Below are 17,486 nucleotides of genomic sequence, written 5' to 3' on the forward strand. Positions count from 1 at the left end.
ATGAATTAATCTTGAAAGATCAAATTTGATTTGTCGATATTATGACTGTCGATTTCAAGTACTTGTTGATTTTCAACTTCGACTTGAATGACTTCATTTTCAAGATCAACAGCAATGAGTTTTGCTTGAAATTTACGACGGTTGTCTACCGCACTAATCAGACGTAAAGCAATTTGATGTCCAATATATGCTGGCATTTGGTCAAGCTGAAAGAATGGTCGATCCCATCCTGGAGAAGATACTTCAAGTGAGTATTCGCCAGAAATTGGATCATGCACGTCAAGCATTGCGCCAACTTGCTGGGTTACGCGGACACAATCTTGCACGCCAATACCACGACCTTCTTCAAGCTCGCCATCTTCATTCATGACAGGTTGCGTGTTGTTTTGGTTGGTTTTATCAATATAGATACGTAATAAAGAACGTTTACCCTGAGGAAGGAATTCGATTCCCCAAAGTTCTACATTACAAGCTTGCACTGCAGGAGCTATAAGGTCTTGGAGTGCTTGAGTTTTATTTGATAGCTTCATTTACTCTCGTCATTGTTGTGCGATTCAATAGTCGCTGTGACCAGTTCAGACTAACTCAACTATATTAGTAGTGAAACATGACAATTTGACCAATGGATGTCGACACTACACGATAGCCAATAAAAAAGGGCGTAATCGCCCCTGTGTACACAGAAAAACCAAAGTCCACTGTGCAAAAAGGCCCACCATTTTTGTGAGCCTTTTAGAAACTTGGTAGCGGGAGCTGGATTTGAACCAACGACCTTCGGGTTATGAGCCCGACGAGCTACCAGACTGCTCCATCCCGCAACAACGTGCAAAAATTATATACAATTCACTGAGCATTTTCAATCAAAAACTGTTCAATGGTTGCTTGATTAAGTTGCACCCTAATCAAAAAGTGGTAGCGGGAGCTGGATTTGAACCAACGACCTTCGGGTTATGAGCCCGACGAGCTACCAGACTGCTCCATCCCGCAACAACATGCAAAAATCAATCACCATTTAAATATTATTTAAATCGCCTATTTAGTTTGCTTCTAAATAGTATTGGTAGCGGGAGCTGGATTTGAACCAACGACCTTCGGGTTATGAGCCCGACGAGCTACCAGACTGCTCCATCCCGCATCAACAGATTTGCTGCACAACACCAACTTATGTTCTGGATTACAAGTTGGTGCGGAAGGGGGGACTTGAACCCCCACGCCCGAAGGCACTACCACCTCAAGGTAGCGTGTCTACCAATTCCACCACCACCGCAGCTGTGTCGCATTCTAGTAGAATCAAGCCCAAAAAGAAAGAACTAAATCAGGTTATTCACCTGTTTTCGGTGCGACTGGCGAAGTTTCATTCGAATTCGCCGGAGCAGTCGTGGTTGTTTGCACTGATTTCAAGCTATAAGCATCTGTAGTTTGTTTTTTGGCAAACACCGCTAAAGTTAAACTGGTAACAAAGAATAAAGCCGTCAAAACGCCAGTTAAGCGAGTCATGAAATTCGCTGAACCTGAAGCACCAAATACAGTTGCAGCACCGCCACCACCAAATGATGCGCCTGCATCTGCACCTTTACCATGTTGTACCAGAATCAATACAATCATTAAAATGGCTAAGATAATATGTACTACCAGCACAAAAGTTTGCATGCTGAACTCCTAATTATTTTGTATTTGCAAAAGCCTGAGCAATTTTATAGAAAGACTCTGCATTTAAAGACGCACCACCAACCAGTGCACCATTAATATCTGGACAGGCAGCCAACTCTACTGCATTTTCAGCTTTAACACTACCGCCATACAGAATGGCGATGCCTGGGCCGAACGATGTAATTTGAGTTAAGCCTTCACGAATCTTGGCATGCATGGCCTGTGCATCTTCGGGTGAAGCTGTTTTACCGGTGCCAATTGCCCAAATCGGTTCATAGGCAATTACAATCTTTTGCCACTGTTCCGCTTGCACAACCGAGGCAATATCACAAATTTGTTGCAATACCACCTGCTCTGCCTGACCGTTTTCACGTTGCTCCAGACTTTCACCCACGCAGTAAATAATGGTTAATCCTGCATTTAAAGCATTTTTAACTTTTTCATTCAGGATTTTCGCAGTTTCACCAAAGATCTCACGACGCTCTGAATGACCAATCAGTACAAAATCAATTTGATGATCTTTCAGAAGTTCAGCACTCACTTCACCGGTATATGCACCCGTACCTGCGATATGCGAAACATTCTGTGCAATGGTATAAACTGATCGGACTGAACTTGCGAATTCCGTCTGAACACTGGCCAAGGCAAGCATGGTAGGCGCAACACCTAAATGACAATTTTCTTCTTTAATTTCATTATTTTGCAATAATTCTTTAAAACTATTTACCAGCTCTTTGGCGTCTGCCTGCATTGGGTTCATTTTCCAATTGCCAACAACCCAAGGAGTAATAGCCGAACCCGACATACAGTAACCTATTAAAAACAATTCATTTAACCGCGCACATTCTACACGGAATTCAGTATTTTTTAGAAAATTTTCATCTGGCTTTTTTTCGCCATTGTTAATTTTTGCAAGTCATCACGGCATTCTCAAGAAAAACTTCAGCATGTAATTACGACTGGTTCAAAGTTTTATCTAATATTAAGTAGATGACAACGTTTTCAGATATGGTATTTTTATATAACAAAAGTATAATTTAAAGATACCAATTATAAACAAATTGATTGAGCAGGCATATTAAAGCATGGCAGCATTACAAGGTTCACCAAGATTCACTGGTTTTATTCGCCGTTTGGTTGAAGACGGCTTAGTTTCTGCTGAAAACATGCAGAATGCAGTATTAAGTGCAAAAAAAGCCAATCAAGATATTGTTCCTTTTTTAATTGATCAATTAAAAATTTCGTCTTTGGATATTGCAGAGAAAATTTCTCAAGAGTTTGGGGAGCCACTTTTCGACCTCAGTGTTTATGATTCTGCACAAATTATCCGTGAAGGAATCGATGAAAAACTGATTACCAAACATCGTGTGCTGCCTATTTTTAAACGTGGCAATTTACTTTATGTAGCCACCAGCAATCCGACCAATATGGATGCAATGGATGCAATTCGCTTCAGTAGTAAAATGAATATTGAAGCCGTAATTGTTGAACATCAAAAATTAATAAAACTGATTGAACAAAACTTTGCCGAAGCAGATAGCTTTGAATTCTCTGATGATGATATCGACTTAAATCTCGAGCAAGAAGATCTCAGTCAAAAAGATGATGAAGATAATAATCAGCAGGCGGATGAAGCACCGATTGTTAAATATATTAATAAATTACTGATTGATGCCATTCGTATGGGGGCTTCAGACTTACATTTTGAACCTTATGAAAAAAGTTATCGTGTACGTTATCGAGTTGATGGTGTGTTACGTCAAATTGCTACCCCGCCATTACAACTTGCTACCCGCTTAGCCTCGCGTTTAAAGGTCATGTCCCAAATGGATATTTCTGAAAAGCGCTTACCTCAAGATGGACGTATTAAACTCAAACTTTCCAAAAGCAAAGCCATCGACTTCCGTGTCAACTCATTACCCACGTTGTTTGGGGAAAAATTAGTACTGCGTATTCTTGATCCATCAAGCGCGATGCTGGGTATTGATGCATTGGGTTATGAACCAGAGCAAAAAGAGTTATTTATGCAAGCTCTGGACAAACCTCAAGGCATGCTCCTCATTACAGGTCCGACAGGTTCTGGTAAAACGGTTTCTTTATATACGGGTTTGAATATTCTTAATCGTGAAGATACCAATATTTCAACGGCCGAAGACCCGGTGGAAATTAACCTGGAAGGTATTAACCAAGTCAATGTCAATGCTAAAGTGGGCTTGACCTTCTCTGCTGCTCTCAAGTCATTCTTGCGTCAGGATCCTGATATTGTGATGGTCGGTGAGATTCGAGATTTAGAAACGGCAGAAATCGCCATTAAAGCGGCCCAGACGGGTCATATGGTGATGTCAACACTCCACACCAACAGTGCACCTGAAACATTGACGCGCTTAAGGAATATGGGCGTACCTTCTTTTAACATTGCAACTTCTGTAAACTTGGTGATTGCACAACGTTTAGCTCGACGTTTATGTCCACAATGTAAAATTCCTGCTGATGTTCCCGAACCAAGTTTGTTGGAAATGGGATTTAAAGAAGAAGATTTTAAACATCCAGATTTTAAAGTTTATCAACCTGTCGGCTGTTCAGAATGTCGGGAAGGTTATAAGGGTCGTGTCGGTATTTATGAAGTAATGAAAGTGACACCTGAAATTTCGAAAATTATTATGGAAGATGGCAATGCACTCGAAATTGCTGCAGCATCTTTAAGGTCGGGGTTTAATAATTTACGTCGTTCAGGATTAATCAAGGTCATGCAGGGGGTGACTTCTCTTCAAGAAGTCAATCGTGTGACTAGCGAATAAATAAAGTATTTAAAAATAAGGATAAATTCATGGCTGTCAAAAAAGCACAGATGATGCCAACCTTCAGTTATGAAGGGGTTGATCGTAAAGGGGAAAAACTTAAAGGGGAATTACCCGCACGTAACATGGCACTGGCTAAAGTGACCTTACGTAAGCAAGGAATTACCATTAAGACTATTCGGGAAAAGAGAAAAAATATTCTCGAAGGCTTAATGAAAAAAAAGGTATCTGCACTCGATATCACCATCTTCACGCGCCAACTGGCGACCATGATGAAAGCGGGTGTCCCTCTGGTACAAAGCTTTGAAATTGTTGCTGAAGGGCTTGAAAACCCATCTATGCGTGAAGTAGTCTTAGGCATTAAAGGTGAGGTTGAAGGCGGTAATACCTTTGCAGGCGCACTTAAAAAATATCCTCAGTATTTTGACAATCTTTTTTGCTCACTCGTTGAATCCGGTGAACAGTCCGGTGCTCTGGAAACCATGCTCGATCGGGTCGCAATCTATAAAGAAAAAAGTGAACTTTTAAAGCAAAAAATTAAAAAAGCCATGAAATATCCTATGGCTGTTATTGTTGTTGCACTTATCGTGACCATTATTTTGATGGTGAAAGTCGTTCCCGTATTCCAAGATTTGTTTAGTTCATTTGGTGCAGACTTGCCAGCATTTACAAAAATGGTGGTCAATATGTCTGAGTGGATGCAAAAATACTGGTTTCTTCTGATTATTGCAATTGGCGCCATGATTGCAGGCTTTATGGAAGCAAAAAAACGTAGTAAAAAATTCCGTGATTTTCTCGATAAAGCAGCGCTCAAAGCTCCTATTTTTGGTGACCTGGTTTATAAAGCCATTATCGCACGTTACAGTCGAACTTTAGCGACCACATTTGCTGCCGGTGTACCCTTGATTGATGCTTTAGAATCTACTGCTGGTGCAACTAACAATTGTGTCTATGAAGAAGCGGTCATGAAAATTCGCGATGATGTTGCCACAGGTCAACAATTGCAATTTGCCATGCGTGTCACCAATAAATTCCCCTCCATGGCGGTGCAAATGGTGGCGATTGGTGAAGAATCAGGTGCACTCGATGCCATGCTTGATAAAGTAGCTACCCATTTTGAAAATGAAGTCGACAATGCTGTCGACGGCTTAACCTCAATGATGGAGCCGTTAATTATGGCTGTGCTTGGCGTTCTCGTTGGTGGTCTAGTCATCGCCATGTATCTCCCAATTTTCCAAATGGGTTCTGTCATTTAATGCAAGAATTTATCTCTTATTTTATCAATAATCCAACTGCACTTTATCTTGCAGTTGGGCTTTTTAGTCTTTGTATTGGTAGTTTTCTCAATGTCGTCATCTACCGCACACCCAAGATGATGGAGCAAGAATGGCGCACCGATTGCCAATTGTTTTTGCATCCCGAACAGCCCATTATTGATGAATCCAAACTTACCCTCAGCAAACCTGCATCGACCTGCCCTAAATGCCAGACTGAAATTCGCTGGTATCAAAATATTCCTGTGATTAGCTGGCTTGCTTTAGGTGGAAAATGTGGTTCTTGCAAAAACCCAATTAGCATTCGTTATCCATTGATTGAGCTACTCACTGCAGTATGTTCATTGGTGATTGTTGCAGTCTTTGGGCCGACCTTACAAATGCTCTTTGGTTTGCTATTAACCTGGATCCTCATTGCACTGACCTTTATTGATTTTGATACTCAGCTTCTACCGGATCGTTATACCCTGACTTTAGCAGCACTAGGTTTAGGCATTAATAGTTATGCTATTTATACCTCTCCTACCTCTGCAATCTGGGGCTATATTATTGGCTTCTTATGTCTTTGGATTGTGTATTACCTGTTTAAAATCATTACCGGCAAAGAAGGCATGGGCTATGGAGACTTCAAACTTCTAGCAGCCTTAGGTGCCTGGATGGGTCCTTTAATGTTGCCATTGATTGTGCTACTTTCATCAATGGTCGGAGCAATCATTGGCATCATTCTGCTGAAAATCCGTAAAGAAAACCAACCTTTTGCTTTTGGTCCCTATATTGCCATTGCGGGTTGGATTGCTTTCATTTGGGGCGAGCAAATTATGAAAGTTTATTTAGGACAATAATTTTAGGTGAGTACATGACTTTTATCTTGGGTTTAACAGGTGGTATTGGCAGCGGAAAATCTGCAGCAAGTACATGGTTCGAAACCCAAGGAATCACAGTTGTTGATGCCGATATTGTGGCACGCGAGATTGTAGAAAAAGGGCAACCTGCGTTACAACAAATTCACGCTGCTTTTGGGGATTGGGTTCTTTTAGATAATGGGGAACTGAATCGCCGTGCTTTACGTGAACATATTTTCAAAGATCCAGATGCACGCAAAATCCTAGAAAGCATCACCCACCCTGCCATTCGCCAATCGATTATTCAGCAGCTGCAGGCTGCAACCAGCCCGTATGTGATTCTGGTCTCTCCCCTGCTGTTTGAAACCAACCAGCATGAACTGACCGATCATACCTTGCTGATTGATGCATCGATTGACTTACAAATCCAGCGGGCTGCCATGCGTGATCACCAATCGATTGCTCAGATTCAGAAAATTATTCAGTCACAAATGCCACGTGAAAAAAAGCGGAGTCTCGCTGATGATATTGTGCTCAATGATGGACATCTCGACCATTTATACAGCCATTTAAAACCCCTTCATGAAACTTATTTACAACGCAGCAAGCAAAAAAAAGCAGTCAATTAAGACTGCTTTTTTTGTTGATCGAGTTGCTGCTGCAAACTGTCTTTATGCATGATCCAGCGCCATGGTTGCAAAGCACCAATCGCCATCCCAATCAAGCCACAAATAATCGCCAGACTTAAGGGTTCACCTAAAAGCGGTACAGCTAGAATTGCTGCCATAAACGGTGCCAAAGTCACGATACTACCAGTCTTAAATGCACCTAGTCGCTTGATCGCTTCCACATAAGTCAGTGTCGCCACAATCACCACAAAGATACCGTGAAAAATCACCTGCATCAGTAAATGGAGCGGCTCAGGTTCAGTTAAATTTTTTGGTAAAAATATTAAATAAATTGGCACATAAACGATCGCAGACCAGATTGCGACACCGGCCATGGAATGCCAGGCAGAGAGTTTCCATTGACGGAGCAATACGGTAAACACCCCCCACCAGATTGCGCTCAACAAAAACAGCATGTCGCCAAAACCAAAGGCCACTCCTGTTTCCTGATACATTAAAAAGCTCATTGCACTAATTGCAGCCAGCATAATGATCAGGCTGATCCAGGTATGTTTATCAAAAGGCTGTTTAAACAGAAAAAATGCGGCAAGCGCTGTACATAGAGGAAGACAGCCATTTAGAAAGATGGCTGCATGGGCTGCAGGCACATAGTGAAATGCGCTGTATGAAGTCAGACAGTATCCGACCCCACCAATCATCGCCAAAAGAAACGGTTCTTTTTTCCATAAAAATGCGAGGTCTTTCTTATAGATCAGGATCGGCATTAAAATACAAAATGCCAAAGCAAAACGTAAAGCCGTGATATCCCAAGCACTGATTCCCCACTGTGCATTTAAGCGGGAAGTAATGGTAAATCCCCCCCAGATGCACATGGTAATGGCGACATAGAGATAACCTTGAGACCGGGGAGACATAGCAAACAACTTTTAAACTTAGATAATAAAATTACACATTACGCTGACGGCAAGCTTCATACAAAGCCATACCTGTTGCCACACTGACATTTAAACTTTGCAAATTTCCTGCCATCGGAATGTAAACTGTCTGATCACACTGTGACTGGGTAATTGGACGCAGACCAGTATCTTCAGCACCCATCACTATGCACACACCGGTTCCGGTGAAATCAAACTGTTGCACGGGTAATGCTTTTTCATCCAGCATGGTACCTACAACACGCACATTAAATTCATCTTTAATGTTACCCAAGGTACGTGCAAGATTGGTCACTTGAATAAACTTCACTTTCTCTGCACCACCTGCAGCAATTTTACGTGCTGTCGGGGTTAAACTTGCAGAACGATCACGCGATACAATCACCGCTTCAACACCCATTGCCGCTGCTGTACGGATACACGCACCCAGGTTATGTGGATCAGTGACTTGGTCTAAAGCCAACAACAGTGCTTGAGGATTTTGTTTCAGCAAATCATCCAGATCTTCTTCATTCAGTGTGGGATGCGGACGAACTGCGGCAACCACGCCCTGATGAAAAGGCTGACCCGCCAATTTTTCCAGTTTGTCACGACTGGCTTGTTGTACACTGATCCCGAAAGGATCAGCCAAAGCCAAAACGTTTTTCAAACGTTGATCGTCACGACCTTTTAGCGTAAATAAAGTAAGTACACGCTCTGGCTCAAGCTCAAGTAATGACTCCACTGAGTGAACGCCATAAAAATATTCGGTTTTTGCCATGAACGGCCTCTAAAATGTATATATACAATGCAAAAAGAAAAATCCTGCAAAGCTGACTTTACAGGATTGATGCTTAAATCTAGTTTAACTGATTCAGGCTAAAATTTCTTTGCCTTAATCCGACTTATGCTCAGCCTTCTAAATGGCAGATATAATCGAGTACTTCATCAGTCTCGATTTTAAAACGGCTATTGCCTGGGACATAAAAAGACTGTCCAGCACGGAACAATTCACTCTCGATTTTATCCGCGATTTGTACACGGCATTCCCCTGAAATAATTTCCATACGTTCAGGTACATGCGTTTCGAAAGTCAGTGCTTGTTCAGTCGGTAAAATTACCCCTAAGGTCTTTTTTGTGCCATCTTCGAATTGCACGGTATGACTAATACATGAACCGCCGAAATAAACATTCGATTTTTTGATAACAGAAACATGATCAAACTGATTTGACATGCGTATTCTCCAGATAATGCGCATTTATAATTTTTGATTGATGTAGTTTAAAGGTCTGTATTCAACTAATCAATCGGTGTTTCATACGGCTAAATCACTATTTTACAAATTGTTGCAGATATTTTCCTGCATCAATAAGAGCACGATTTAGCACGAATTTGCGAGAGTCTAAATCAAGCTTAGCATAAGCACAAATAAGTTTTTGTACTTCATCGACTAAAGGTCTATCTGCTTTTCTACCTAGCAAATGTTGTACCAAAACAATGACAATCAACCAAGCAATTCGCTATAGACCTAAAGCTTCGTTGGATGACTCAATTCAGTATTTAAACCTCAACCCCAAATACTCACTAGAAATGCTGATCCATGATTTGCATCGACAGATATTTAGCCATTTTTGTATCATCATGAAACATGTTTTCAATATGATGAAAAAGATCGCAGCTCAAAAATATTTCTAAAATTAACGGAACATGGAGATAAAAATCACGCAGACTATTCAAGCAGATGTTGTTTTTATAGCGTATCTTCAGTAAAAGATATTTTCATTATGAATATCAGGTAAAATAGTGATGTTTTACGTCATCTTAAAATTAAAAGCTGGCTTGTGACCAAAACAGAATTTCACTATCTTAGATTAAAACTTTTCGCAGCTCGGATGCGTTTATGCTGACACATTTAACTCTGATCAATTTTGCTTTAGCCGATCATTTAGCCATTGATATTGAACCAGGTTTCAATGTCCTGACCGGTGAGACAGGTGCGGGTAAATCTTTATTACTGGACGCCCTTTCTGCCTGTTTGGGTGAGCGTACCGATACCAATTACGTCCGTTTTGGTTCTGATAAAGCCGATGTTACCGCCGTTTTTAGTTATAAAGAACAAAGTCCCGAAGCTGAATGGCTTAAAGCACACGAGTTAGATGATGAATCTGGCGAAATTCATTTAAGACGAGTGATTTTTGCGACGGGTCGCAGTAAAGCCTGGATTAACGGTCGCCCAAGCAGCTTGGCTGAACTGAAAGAAATTGGGCGCTTATTGGTACAACTCTATAGTCAGCACAGTCAGCAACAATTGTTGGAACATCCTTATCCCAAGCATTGGTTAGATCGTTACAACAACTTTTATCAACCTGCACAAGATGTCCGTGATGCCTATAGCACCTGGCAAAAAGATATTCGCCAGCATCAAGCTGCATTAGATGCGCAAGCGACCCGCAAACAACGGATCGAAACTTTAGAATTACAGCTTGAAGAACTCGAAGAAATTACTCAAATTGATTATAAAGAGATTGAGCAAGAGTTCGACCGTTTAAGTCATCATGAACATATCATGCTGGATTGCAGCTATAGTTTAAATGCCTTGGATGAAGCGGAACAAAATATCACTCAAGAAGTTTCTTCGATTATTCGTCGTTTAGAGTCGCATGCCGGTCGCAGTGAGCAACTCTCAGAAATTTATAATTCTTTAGTGAATGCACAAAGTGAACTTGATGATGCAACCGCCAATTTGCGTCAATTTATTGACCGTCAAAGTTTTGACCCCGAACGCGTCGATGAACTGAATGTACAACTGGAAATCTTTCACCGTTTAGCCCGTAAATATCGCACTCAGCCTAAAATGCTGAAACAAGAATATGAAGCTTGGCAAACTGAGCTTGAACAGCTGCATCAGCTGGAAGATCCTGAAACTTTAGCTGAACAAGTTGAATTGTCTCATCAAGACTTTTTAGCCAAAGCACAACACCTGGATGATATTCGTCGTGAAGCAGCAGCTCCTTTAGCTAAAAAACTCACAGAACAGGTGAAACAACTGGCATTGCCTGAAGCCTATTTTGAATTCAAGTTTGAGCCATTGGAACAGGCATCATCAGAAGGTCTCAGCTTTATTCAACTGCTGTTTACCGCAAATAAAGGCATTCCTGCACAACCATTGGCACGTGTCGCTTCTGGGGGTGAACTGTCACGTATTGCTCTGGTGATGCAAGTGATGAATGCTGAAAAAACAGAATCTGAAGTGTTGGTGTTCGATGAAATTGATGTCGGGATTAGTGGCGGTACGGCAGAAATGGTCGGACGCTTGCTGGCAGATTTAGCCCAACATGTGCAAATTTTATGTATCACCCATCAGGCCCAAGTGGCGGCACAATCAGACCACCACCTGCTGGTTAAAAAACGCCAAACGGATCCTGCAAGCAGCACTATTATCGACCTGAGCGAAGAACAACGTATTGATGAATTAGCGCGTATGACCGGCGGTGTCGAAATTAATGACACGACACTGCAACATGCCAAGCAATTACGTCAACTTAAGTTTCATCAGGTATAAGTTTATAGGCTAAATCACAAAAAATGATTGGCGAAACCCAATTAGTTTAGTAATTTGGTTATAAGCGCATTATTATTAATTTAATCAAATTTTTTGATTGTAAGGGGGGAATGGCTTAGATGACTAAACAATATCTGACACATCGCTGTCTGATTGCACCTCCTGATTTAGCCGATGATTTTTTTGCCAATACAGTAATCTATTTGGCACGACATGATGAAGATGGTGCTCAAGGCATTATCATTAACCGCCCTTCTGGTCTTTCAATTAAAGAATTATTGAATGACCTGGAAATTGAAGCGGATAATGTAAATCCCCATGATGTATTACAGGGTGGACCGTTACGCCCTGAAGCAGGCTTTGTGCTGCATACCGGTCAACCGACCTGGCATTCATCCATTGCGGTGGGTGAAAACGTCTGTATCACCACATCTAAAGATATTTTAGATGCCATTGCACATAACGAAGGCGTTGGACGTTATCAAATTGCCTTGGGTTATGCGAGTTGGGGTAAAAACCAACTTGAAAAAGAACTGGCACGTGGTGACTGGCTCATCTGTGATTCAGATATGGATTTAATTTTTAACTTACCTTACGACGACCGCTGGGATGCTGCCTATAAAAAAATGGGCGTAGACCGCACCTGGCTTTCATCAGAGATTGGACATGCCTGATTTATCACAACCCCAGCTGATTATGGCATTCGATTTTGGTACACAAAAAATGGGCATGGCGGTCGGTCAATCATTGATTGAAAGTGCCAATCCCCTTACCCTGTTTCCGATGAAAGATGGTATCCCTAACTGGGATGAATTACTGAAAATTGTGAAACAGTATCAACCTACTCTATTTTTAGTCGGTTTGCCGCTGAATATGGATGATAGTGAATCTGAACTTTCGACACGCTCACGCAAGTTTGCCCGCCGTTTGCGCCATCAAACCAATATTGAAACTTTGATGGTCGATGAACGCTTGACCACTCGTGAAGCGCGCGATGAACTGGGTCATTATCAAGCCCAAGGTCGCGCAAAAAAACTGTCTGCGGATAGTGTTGCGGCTGCGCTTTTTATTGAAAGTTGGTATCGTAATCCTGAAGGGCTTACACCTTAATTTTGTGAAAAGCCATTGATGCAAAAAAGCCATTCAAAACTGAATGGCTTTTTTCATTGCTTAGATTCTCAGATGAATTGCAATAAAGATAAACACGATTACTTGACCGGTTTTTCAATATGAATGGTTGCCGTACGCCCTGCCACAAAAGCCAATTCATTTTTTGGCATTTCATCCAGGATAATTTTCACCGGCACGCGCTGTGCCAAACGTACCCAACTAAAGGTTGGATTCACATTGGCTAAAAGACCCGAGGTCGAGCTGCGTTCACGGTCTTCAATACCCGATGCAATCCCTTGTACATGGCCTTTTAACTTTTCAGAATCGCCCATCATTTGAATGGTGGCAGGCGCACCGACATAAATTTTATTCAGTTTGGTTTCTTCAAAATAACCCACAATGTATAACTGCTGACGGTTTAACAGTGCTGCAACAGCTTGCCCCACTTTGACATAATTCCCTTGCTGCAGTTCAAAATTGGACAAGGTGCCATCGGCAGGTGCAACCACTTCAGAGCGATTCAGATTCAGTTGTGTCAGGTGCAGATGACTGGTCGCCACTTCAATGAGCGCTTTTTGCTGCACAATATGCGCTTTGGCTTGTGCAATGGCTGCAACTATTTGCTCATGTTCTGCATGGGATTGATCACGAGTGGCAAACATCTGATCTTGTTCTTGTTTTGAAATCGCACCCTCCATCAGGTTGGAATAGCGATTAGCATTTTTATCTGCTAGGTTGATATTGGCTTCCGACTTCACCACATTGGCTTGAGCTTGGGCCAATTCTGCTTCGGCTGCGGCTAAACCGGCTTTAGCTTTGGCTAAATCAGATTTGGCTTGTTCGACATCAATCGCTTGACGGGCGACATCAATTTTAAATAGCACCTGCCCTTTTTTAACGCTTTGGTTATCTTGTACCAAGACCTCAATCACCAGACCTGAAACGTCAGAAGAGACCTGAATAACATCGCCACGTACACGACCATCACGCGTCCACGGTTCGGAATTGTAATAATTCCAGATATGGATAATGGCGAAAATCGCGATCAGCGCCACCACCAGCAAAATAATCGGTCGGATTATTTTGCGTAGATCAAAGGATGTCATTTCAGGTTTACCTCATTCATTTCAATTTGGGAAGTAGTGATGTTCATCTTAGATGGCACACAGAATAAAGAGCCCATGCACCAGAAAAAGCAGCACGACATACAGGCACAAATTGAATATGCTCGGCCATGCAATCCAGCCCTGCTCAACCAGTCGATCTGTTCCAATCATGACTATTTTAAGCAGCACATAAGCAAGAATGCTTTGGATTAAAAGGATCGGGACATAGACCCCGTAAAGATTAAGTTCACCCATGCTTAGCTCCCTGCCAAAATTTTCTGTTCAGCCTTATTTACTGTGTTTTGATGACACAGACTGCTGCGAATATTGTTGAGTGAAATCTTCAGGCGCTGTGCAACATCCTGATTTTCCACCTCATCTGTTGCCGACTGAACCACGGCAAGGCTATGCAATAAATTTTGTAAAATATCGGCATGGGGTCGCTGCATTTCTTTAGCGTGAAAATAGTCATCAAGCGACTGCTGTAAATCTTCTATTGAAGAAACGATAGATTCTTGCTCGGGCAGTTTTTCGATTAATTCCTGCAGTCGCGTCAGGTCAACCACCGCACTGGTTTCAATCAGTGCCAAATGAATTTCTTTGTTTAAACTTTGCGACTGGACAGCGGCTTTACTATTGAGCACGCCAATCCGATCCAGCATGCTACGTAAATGCCGTTTAAAATCTGCACCATAAGGCAGATATAAGGCCTTTCTGACCGCTTTATAATGCACAGCTAAAATACGTTGTACGGTAATATCGGGAGACATTGCCCGAACGAGGTGAATCACATACACCGAAATCATCGGACCAATCAGCGAAGCAATAGACGCATCAAAAAATGTAATCTGATCTAGCGCATAAGTGTTCTGAAAATTCAGCCCCATCACCGTTCCCATCAGTAAAGGCAGACTCAGTCCTGTTAAGGGGGGATGAGGAAATAACATCAGACAGAAGATGATGAATGGCGCCAGAACCAACATCAGTTCCCAAAAGGTCGTAACATGCGGAAAAATCCCGTAGGCATAAATAAACACCATCACAACCGCATAAATACTGGCACGAATAAACATTTTTAAGGCCGGTACCGGATTATCCATGGCAGTTAAAATGCAGGCCGTGATTGCGGCCATTTCCGCCAACATGAACCCTGCTTTCCAGCCACTTAAAATCCAGAAAGCGGTGGCAATCATAATAATAATAAATGCCGAAACTCCCCCACGTACTGCCACACCATGATCCCGATGCAAACTCGGATAGGTCGTGGTTAACGGGGTAATAGTTTCAGGCAAGGAATCATCCCCTTGCTGAATGCGCTGCCAAATCAGTTTCACTGCTCGAACATTCTGAATAAAATGCCGAATATCCATCTTCAAGCCATTTAAAATGATTACTTGTTCAGGTCGTGCTGATGCCACTAAGGCATCAAAATCGGATTCAAACTGGCTGGGTAAAAGATTAAGTTCTTGTTGTTTAATCTCATGCTCATCTTTTAAAAATTCTGCAATATGGGCATGTACAGCTTTTAGATGGCTACGATAAGTCATATCAATTTGATCGAGCTGTTTCAGGCGCTCAGACATCGCCACCAGATTTGCCACCAATACAGTTAATTGATGCAGCATTTCCTGCAGCGGTTTGGTCATGCCCTGAAGGCTGGATTTTTCATACGATAAATGCACCGCCATCGCATGGATATCCGAGGTATCCCGGGTGATATTCCCCAACAACTGGTTGTAACTATCCACTTGCTTTTGATCCAGCAAGATCTGATCAAATAACACATTGGTATCCTGAATGGTTTTTGCAACACGGGTTTCCACAGCCGGCCCGATATGCAGCGGGAAAATGGTCGTGCTGACAATCGCACTGCAGACCACCCCGACGGTAATTTCCAGAAAACGCCCAATCGCCATATCAAAGATGGACACCGTATCGGCATAATAAACAATGTTGTAGCAAATAATGACCGTGGTATAACCTGCCAGCATCGAGACATAACTGCGTGGCGTTCGATCCAGCAGTGAAATATACAGGCAGAATCCCACCCAAACCGCCAAGAAAAAGGTAAATAACCACGGCGTATTAAGCAAAATCGGGGTAACTACAATCGAGACAATTGCCCCCAACAAGGTTCCCAAAACACGATAAATACTTTTTGAAGAGGTCATGCCGGAGTACGGGTTGGCAATGATAAATACGGTACCAATAGCCCAAATCGGATAAGCCAGATTCAAAGAAAATGCGATATAAAGTGCCAACATGCCTGCCACAAAAGTTTTAGTCGCAAAAATCCAGTCCATTTTGTTTGGACGAAATGCAAGTAATTGTTTGGTTAGCAGCATGGGTTTATCTCAGATTCAGGTTTAACGCTTCACTCCACAGATTTTTTAACGACGACTAAAGTGCACGAAATATCTTAAAGATACATCGTGTAAAAAATATACATGGGTAAACATGTCATCAGAAATGAGCGTCATTCAAAATGAATGGAGAAATTTTCGCATGGTGTTCTTTATGCGAAATAAAATAAAAAAACAGTCAACCCAAGCAGACTAAAAATTCATCATTGGATATTTATTTGGCCTATTTTTCCAATAAAATCACAATAAGTCAATAATAATATCTTATTATGATAATTTAACTAAAATTAAGAGAATATATTTAACCTGCAGTCATTAAATTTCTCATACTGGATATAAAATATTTTAAATGCCGACAAATACAGCATTGCCCCAACAAAAGCTCTCCTCCCGCTAATTTTTTGTTATAAAGTAATACATGTTACTTTCTCTTTTTATATGCTTTGACCAAGCAGGTACTTATGGCAATTTCTAGTTTTGGTAAGATTCTCACCGTTTTGGATCTATTTTCGGTGTCTCGCCCTATCATTAATGTCGATATCATTAGTGAGGAATTAGGACTGTCTAAACCCACCAGTTACCGGTATTTGAAAGAACTCGTATCCTCAGAATTATTACAACGCTTAAGTGGTACTTCAGGTGACTACACCCTAGGTACTAAAATTGCAGTACTGGACTATATTTCCCGTACCACCGATCCTTTAGTGCAAATTAGCATTCCGTTTATGCAACAAATTGTGGAACGTACTGAATTTAGCTGTCTGCTCACGCATTTGAATTATGATTCATGTATCGATATTCATCATGAACTGTATAAAGACATGACCACCCTGATTTATGGTCGTGGTTGCCCTCGCCCCATCTATAAGGGCTCCTCTGCTAAAGTGATTTTGGCGCATTTACCCAAACAGCGCATTTTGGATTACTACCAGCGCTTTGCGACCGAACTGTCTGAAATTGGATTTGCCCATAGCGAAGAAGCGTTCATGTTGCAGATGAAACAGATTAAGAAGCAGGGTTATTATTTTTCCCATGGCGAAGTGGATCCAAATTTGGCCAGTCTTTCTATTCCTGTGAAATTTTCTAGCAAAGAACCGCCTTTGGCTTTGACTTTATTAGCTTCTAAAAATCGCTTTGAATTTATTAACTTCCACAAACTGGTCGAAATTTTGCAGGAAAATGCTGCACTGATTGAGAAAAAATTTGCTGAACTATCTAAAGATGAAGATCTTTAAAA

The 17,486-nt window shown here is 41.6% G+C and carries 17 protein-coding genes and 4 tRNA genes; 8 read left to right on the top strand and 13 right to left on the bottom strand.

The window, feature by feature from the left end; translation table 11 throughout:
• Positions 1-5: 5 nt before the first annotated feature.
• The 7 genes from rimP to tpiA all read right to left on the bottom strand — a co-directional run bounded on the left by rimP (position 6) and on the right by tpiA (position 2,455).
• Entirely contained in the window at positions 6-530 is a 525-nt protein-coding gene (gene rimP, locus B9T23_RS03785; RefSeq protein WP_067722368.1) for a ribosome maturation factor RimP, read from the bottom strand.
• A gap of 211 nt (positions 531-741) precedes the next feature.
• Positions 742-818, bottom strand: a tRNA-Met gene (locus tag B9T23_RS03790).
• A gap of 92 nt (positions 819-910) precedes the next feature.
• Positions 911-987, bottom strand: a tRNA-Met gene (locus B9T23_RS03795).
• 71 nt (positions 988-1,058) lie between these two features.
• Positions 1,059-1,135, bottom strand: a tRNA-Met gene (locus B9T23_RS03800).
• Between the two features lie 47 nt (positions 1,136-1,182).
• Positions 1,183-1,267, bottom strand: a tRNA-Leu gene (locus B9T23_RS03805).
• A gap of 53 nt (positions 1,268-1,320) precedes the next feature.
• Positions 1,321-1,650: a preprotein translocase subunit SecG gene (secG, locus tag B9T23_RS03810; protein WP_086193057.1), complete on the bottom strand. Its 330-nt coding sequence runs from the start codon at positions 1,648-1,650 to the stop codon at positions 1,321-1,323.
• A 13-nt stretch (positions 1,651-1,663) separates the two neighbouring features.
• Positions 1,664-2,455 (bottom strand): triose-phosphate isomerase, encoded by a 792-nt coding sequence (gene tpiA / locus B9T23_RS03815; RefSeq protein ID WP_086193058.1) that lies wholly within the window; start codon positions 2,453-2,455, stop codon positions 1,664-1,666.
• Between the two features lie 280 nt (positions 2,456-2,735).
• Here tpiA and pilB point away from each other — a divergent pair, with 280 nt between their 5' ends.
• From pilB to coaE, 4 genes are read left to right on the top strand one after another with little or no spacing between them, the layout of a single operon-like run.
• Positions 2,736-4,448, top strand: a complete 1,713-nt coding sequence (pilB, locus tag B9T23_RS03820) for a type IV-A pilus assembly ATPase PilB (RefSeq protein ID WP_086193059.1) — start codon at positions 2,736-2,738, stop codon at positions 4,446-4,448.
• A gap of 29 nt (positions 4,449-4,477) precedes the next feature.
• Positions 4,478-5,704 (top strand): type II secretion system F family protein, encoded by a 1,227-nt coding sequence (locus B9T23_RS03825; RefSeq protein ID WP_086193060.1) that lies wholly within the window; start codon positions 4,478-4,480, stop codon positions 5,702-5,704.
• Entirely contained in the window at positions 5,704-6,564 is an 861-nt protein-coding gene (locus B9T23_RS17135) for a prepilin peptidase (RefSeq protein ID WP_086193061.1), read from the top strand. The genes B9T23_RS03825 and B9T23_RS17135 overlap by 1 nt, the downstream gene beginning before the upstream one ends.
• Before the next feature lie 14 nt (positions 6,565-6,578).
• Positions 6,579-7,193, top strand: a complete 615-nt coding sequence (gene coaE, locus B9T23_RS03835; RefSeq protein WP_086193062.1) for a dephospho-CoA kinase — start codon at positions 6,579-6,581, stop codon at positions 7,191-7,193.
• On the opposite strand, the gene B9T23_RS03840 is transcribed toward coaE, so the two are convergent.
• The 3 genes from B9T23_RS03840 to ppnP form a co-directional block, all read right to left on the bottom strand.
• A complete protein-coding gene (locus B9T23_RS03840) occupies positions 7,190-8,107 on the bottom strand; it encodes a DMT family transporter (protein ID WP_086193063.1) in 918 nt (305 codons plus the stop codon). The genes coaE and B9T23_RS03840 overlap by 4 nt on opposite strands.
• Positions 8,108-8,138: 31 nt before the next feature.
• The gene (gene rlmB, locus B9T23_RS03845) at positions 8,139-8,888 is read right to left on the bottom strand and encodes a 23S rRNA (guanosine(2251)-2'-O)-methyltransferase RlmB (protein WP_067722384.1); all 750 of its coding nucleotides are present in this window, start codon (positions 8,886-8,888) and stop codon (positions 8,139-8,141) included.
• 130 nt (positions 8,889-9,018) lie between these two features.
• Positions 9,019-9,342 carry a pyrimidine/purine nucleoside phosphorylase gene (gene ppnP, locus B9T23_RS03850; RefSeq protein ID WP_067722386.1) on the bottom strand — a complete coding sequence of 108 codons (324 nt, stop codon included), beginning with the start codon at positions 9,340-9,342 and terminating at the stop codon, positions 9,019-9,021.
• Positions 9,343-10,008: 666 nt separating this feature from the next.
• Between ppnP and recN the strand changes: the two genes are divergently transcribed.
• The 3 genes from recN to ruvX all read left to right on the top strand — a co-directional run bounded on the left by recN (position 10,009) and on the right by ruvX (position 12,780).
• Positions 10,009-11,670: a DNA repair protein RecN gene (gene recN, locus B9T23_RS03855; RefSeq protein WP_086193064.1), complete on the top strand. Its 1,662-nt coding sequence runs from the start codon at positions 10,009-10,011 to the stop codon at positions 11,668-11,670.
• A 119-nt stretch (positions 11,671-11,789) separates the two neighbouring features.
• A complete protein-coding gene (locus B9T23_RS03860) occupies positions 11,790-12,344 on the top strand; it encodes a YqgE/AlgH family protein (protein WP_067722388.1) in 555 nt (184 codons plus the stop codon).
• Positions 12,337-12,780, top strand: coding sequence for a Holliday junction resolvase RuvX (gene ruvX, locus B9T23_RS03865; protein ID WP_086193065.1), 444 nt, complete (start codon positions 12,337-12,339; stop codon positions 12,778-12,780). The genes B9T23_RS03860 and ruvX overlap by 8 nt, the downstream gene beginning before the upstream one ends.
• Positions 12,781-12,878: 98 nt before the next feature.
• Here the strand turns inward: ruvX and B9T23_RS03870 are convergent, their stop codons facing one another.
• Genes B9T23_RS03870 through B9T23_RS03880 form a run of 3 tightly spaced genes read right to left on the bottom strand, consistent with a single transcriptional unit; the run spans position 12,879 to position 16,231 of the window.
• On the bottom strand, positions 12,879-13,886 hold the full coding sequence (locus B9T23_RS03870; protein ID WP_067722392.1) for an HlyD family secretion protein: 1,008 nt from the start codon (positions 13,884-13,886) through the stop codon (positions 12,879-12,881).
• A 48-nt stretch (positions 13,887-13,934) separates the two neighbouring features.
• The gene (locus tag B9T23_RS03875; RefSeq protein WP_067722394.1) at positions 13,935-14,141 is read right to left on the bottom strand and encodes a DUF1656 domain-containing protein; all 207 of its coding nucleotides are present in this window, start codon (positions 14,139-14,141) and stop codon (positions 13,935-13,937) included.
• A gap of 2 nt (positions 14,142-14,143) precedes the next feature.
• The gene (locus B9T23_RS03880; protein WP_086193066.1) at positions 14,144-16,231 is read right to left on the bottom strand and encodes an FUSC family protein; all 2,088 of its coding nucleotides are present in this window, start codon (positions 16,229-16,231) and stop codon (positions 14,144-14,146) included.
• Between the two features lie 479 nt (positions 16,232-16,710).
• On the opposite strand from B9T23_RS03880, the gene B9T23_RS03885 reads away from it, so the two are divergent.
• Positions 16,711-17,484, top strand: coding sequence for an IclR family transcriptional regulator (locus B9T23_RS03885; protein WP_086193067.1), 774 nt, complete (start codon positions 16,711-16,713; stop codon positions 17,482-17,484).
• Positions 17,485-17,486 lie beyond the last annotated feature (2 nt).

It is taken from the genome of Acinetobacter terrae (assembly GCF_002135195.1).
Lineage (GTDB): Bacteria > Pseudomonadota > Gammaproteobacteria > Pseudomonadales > Moraxellaceae > Acinetobacter > Acinetobacter terrae.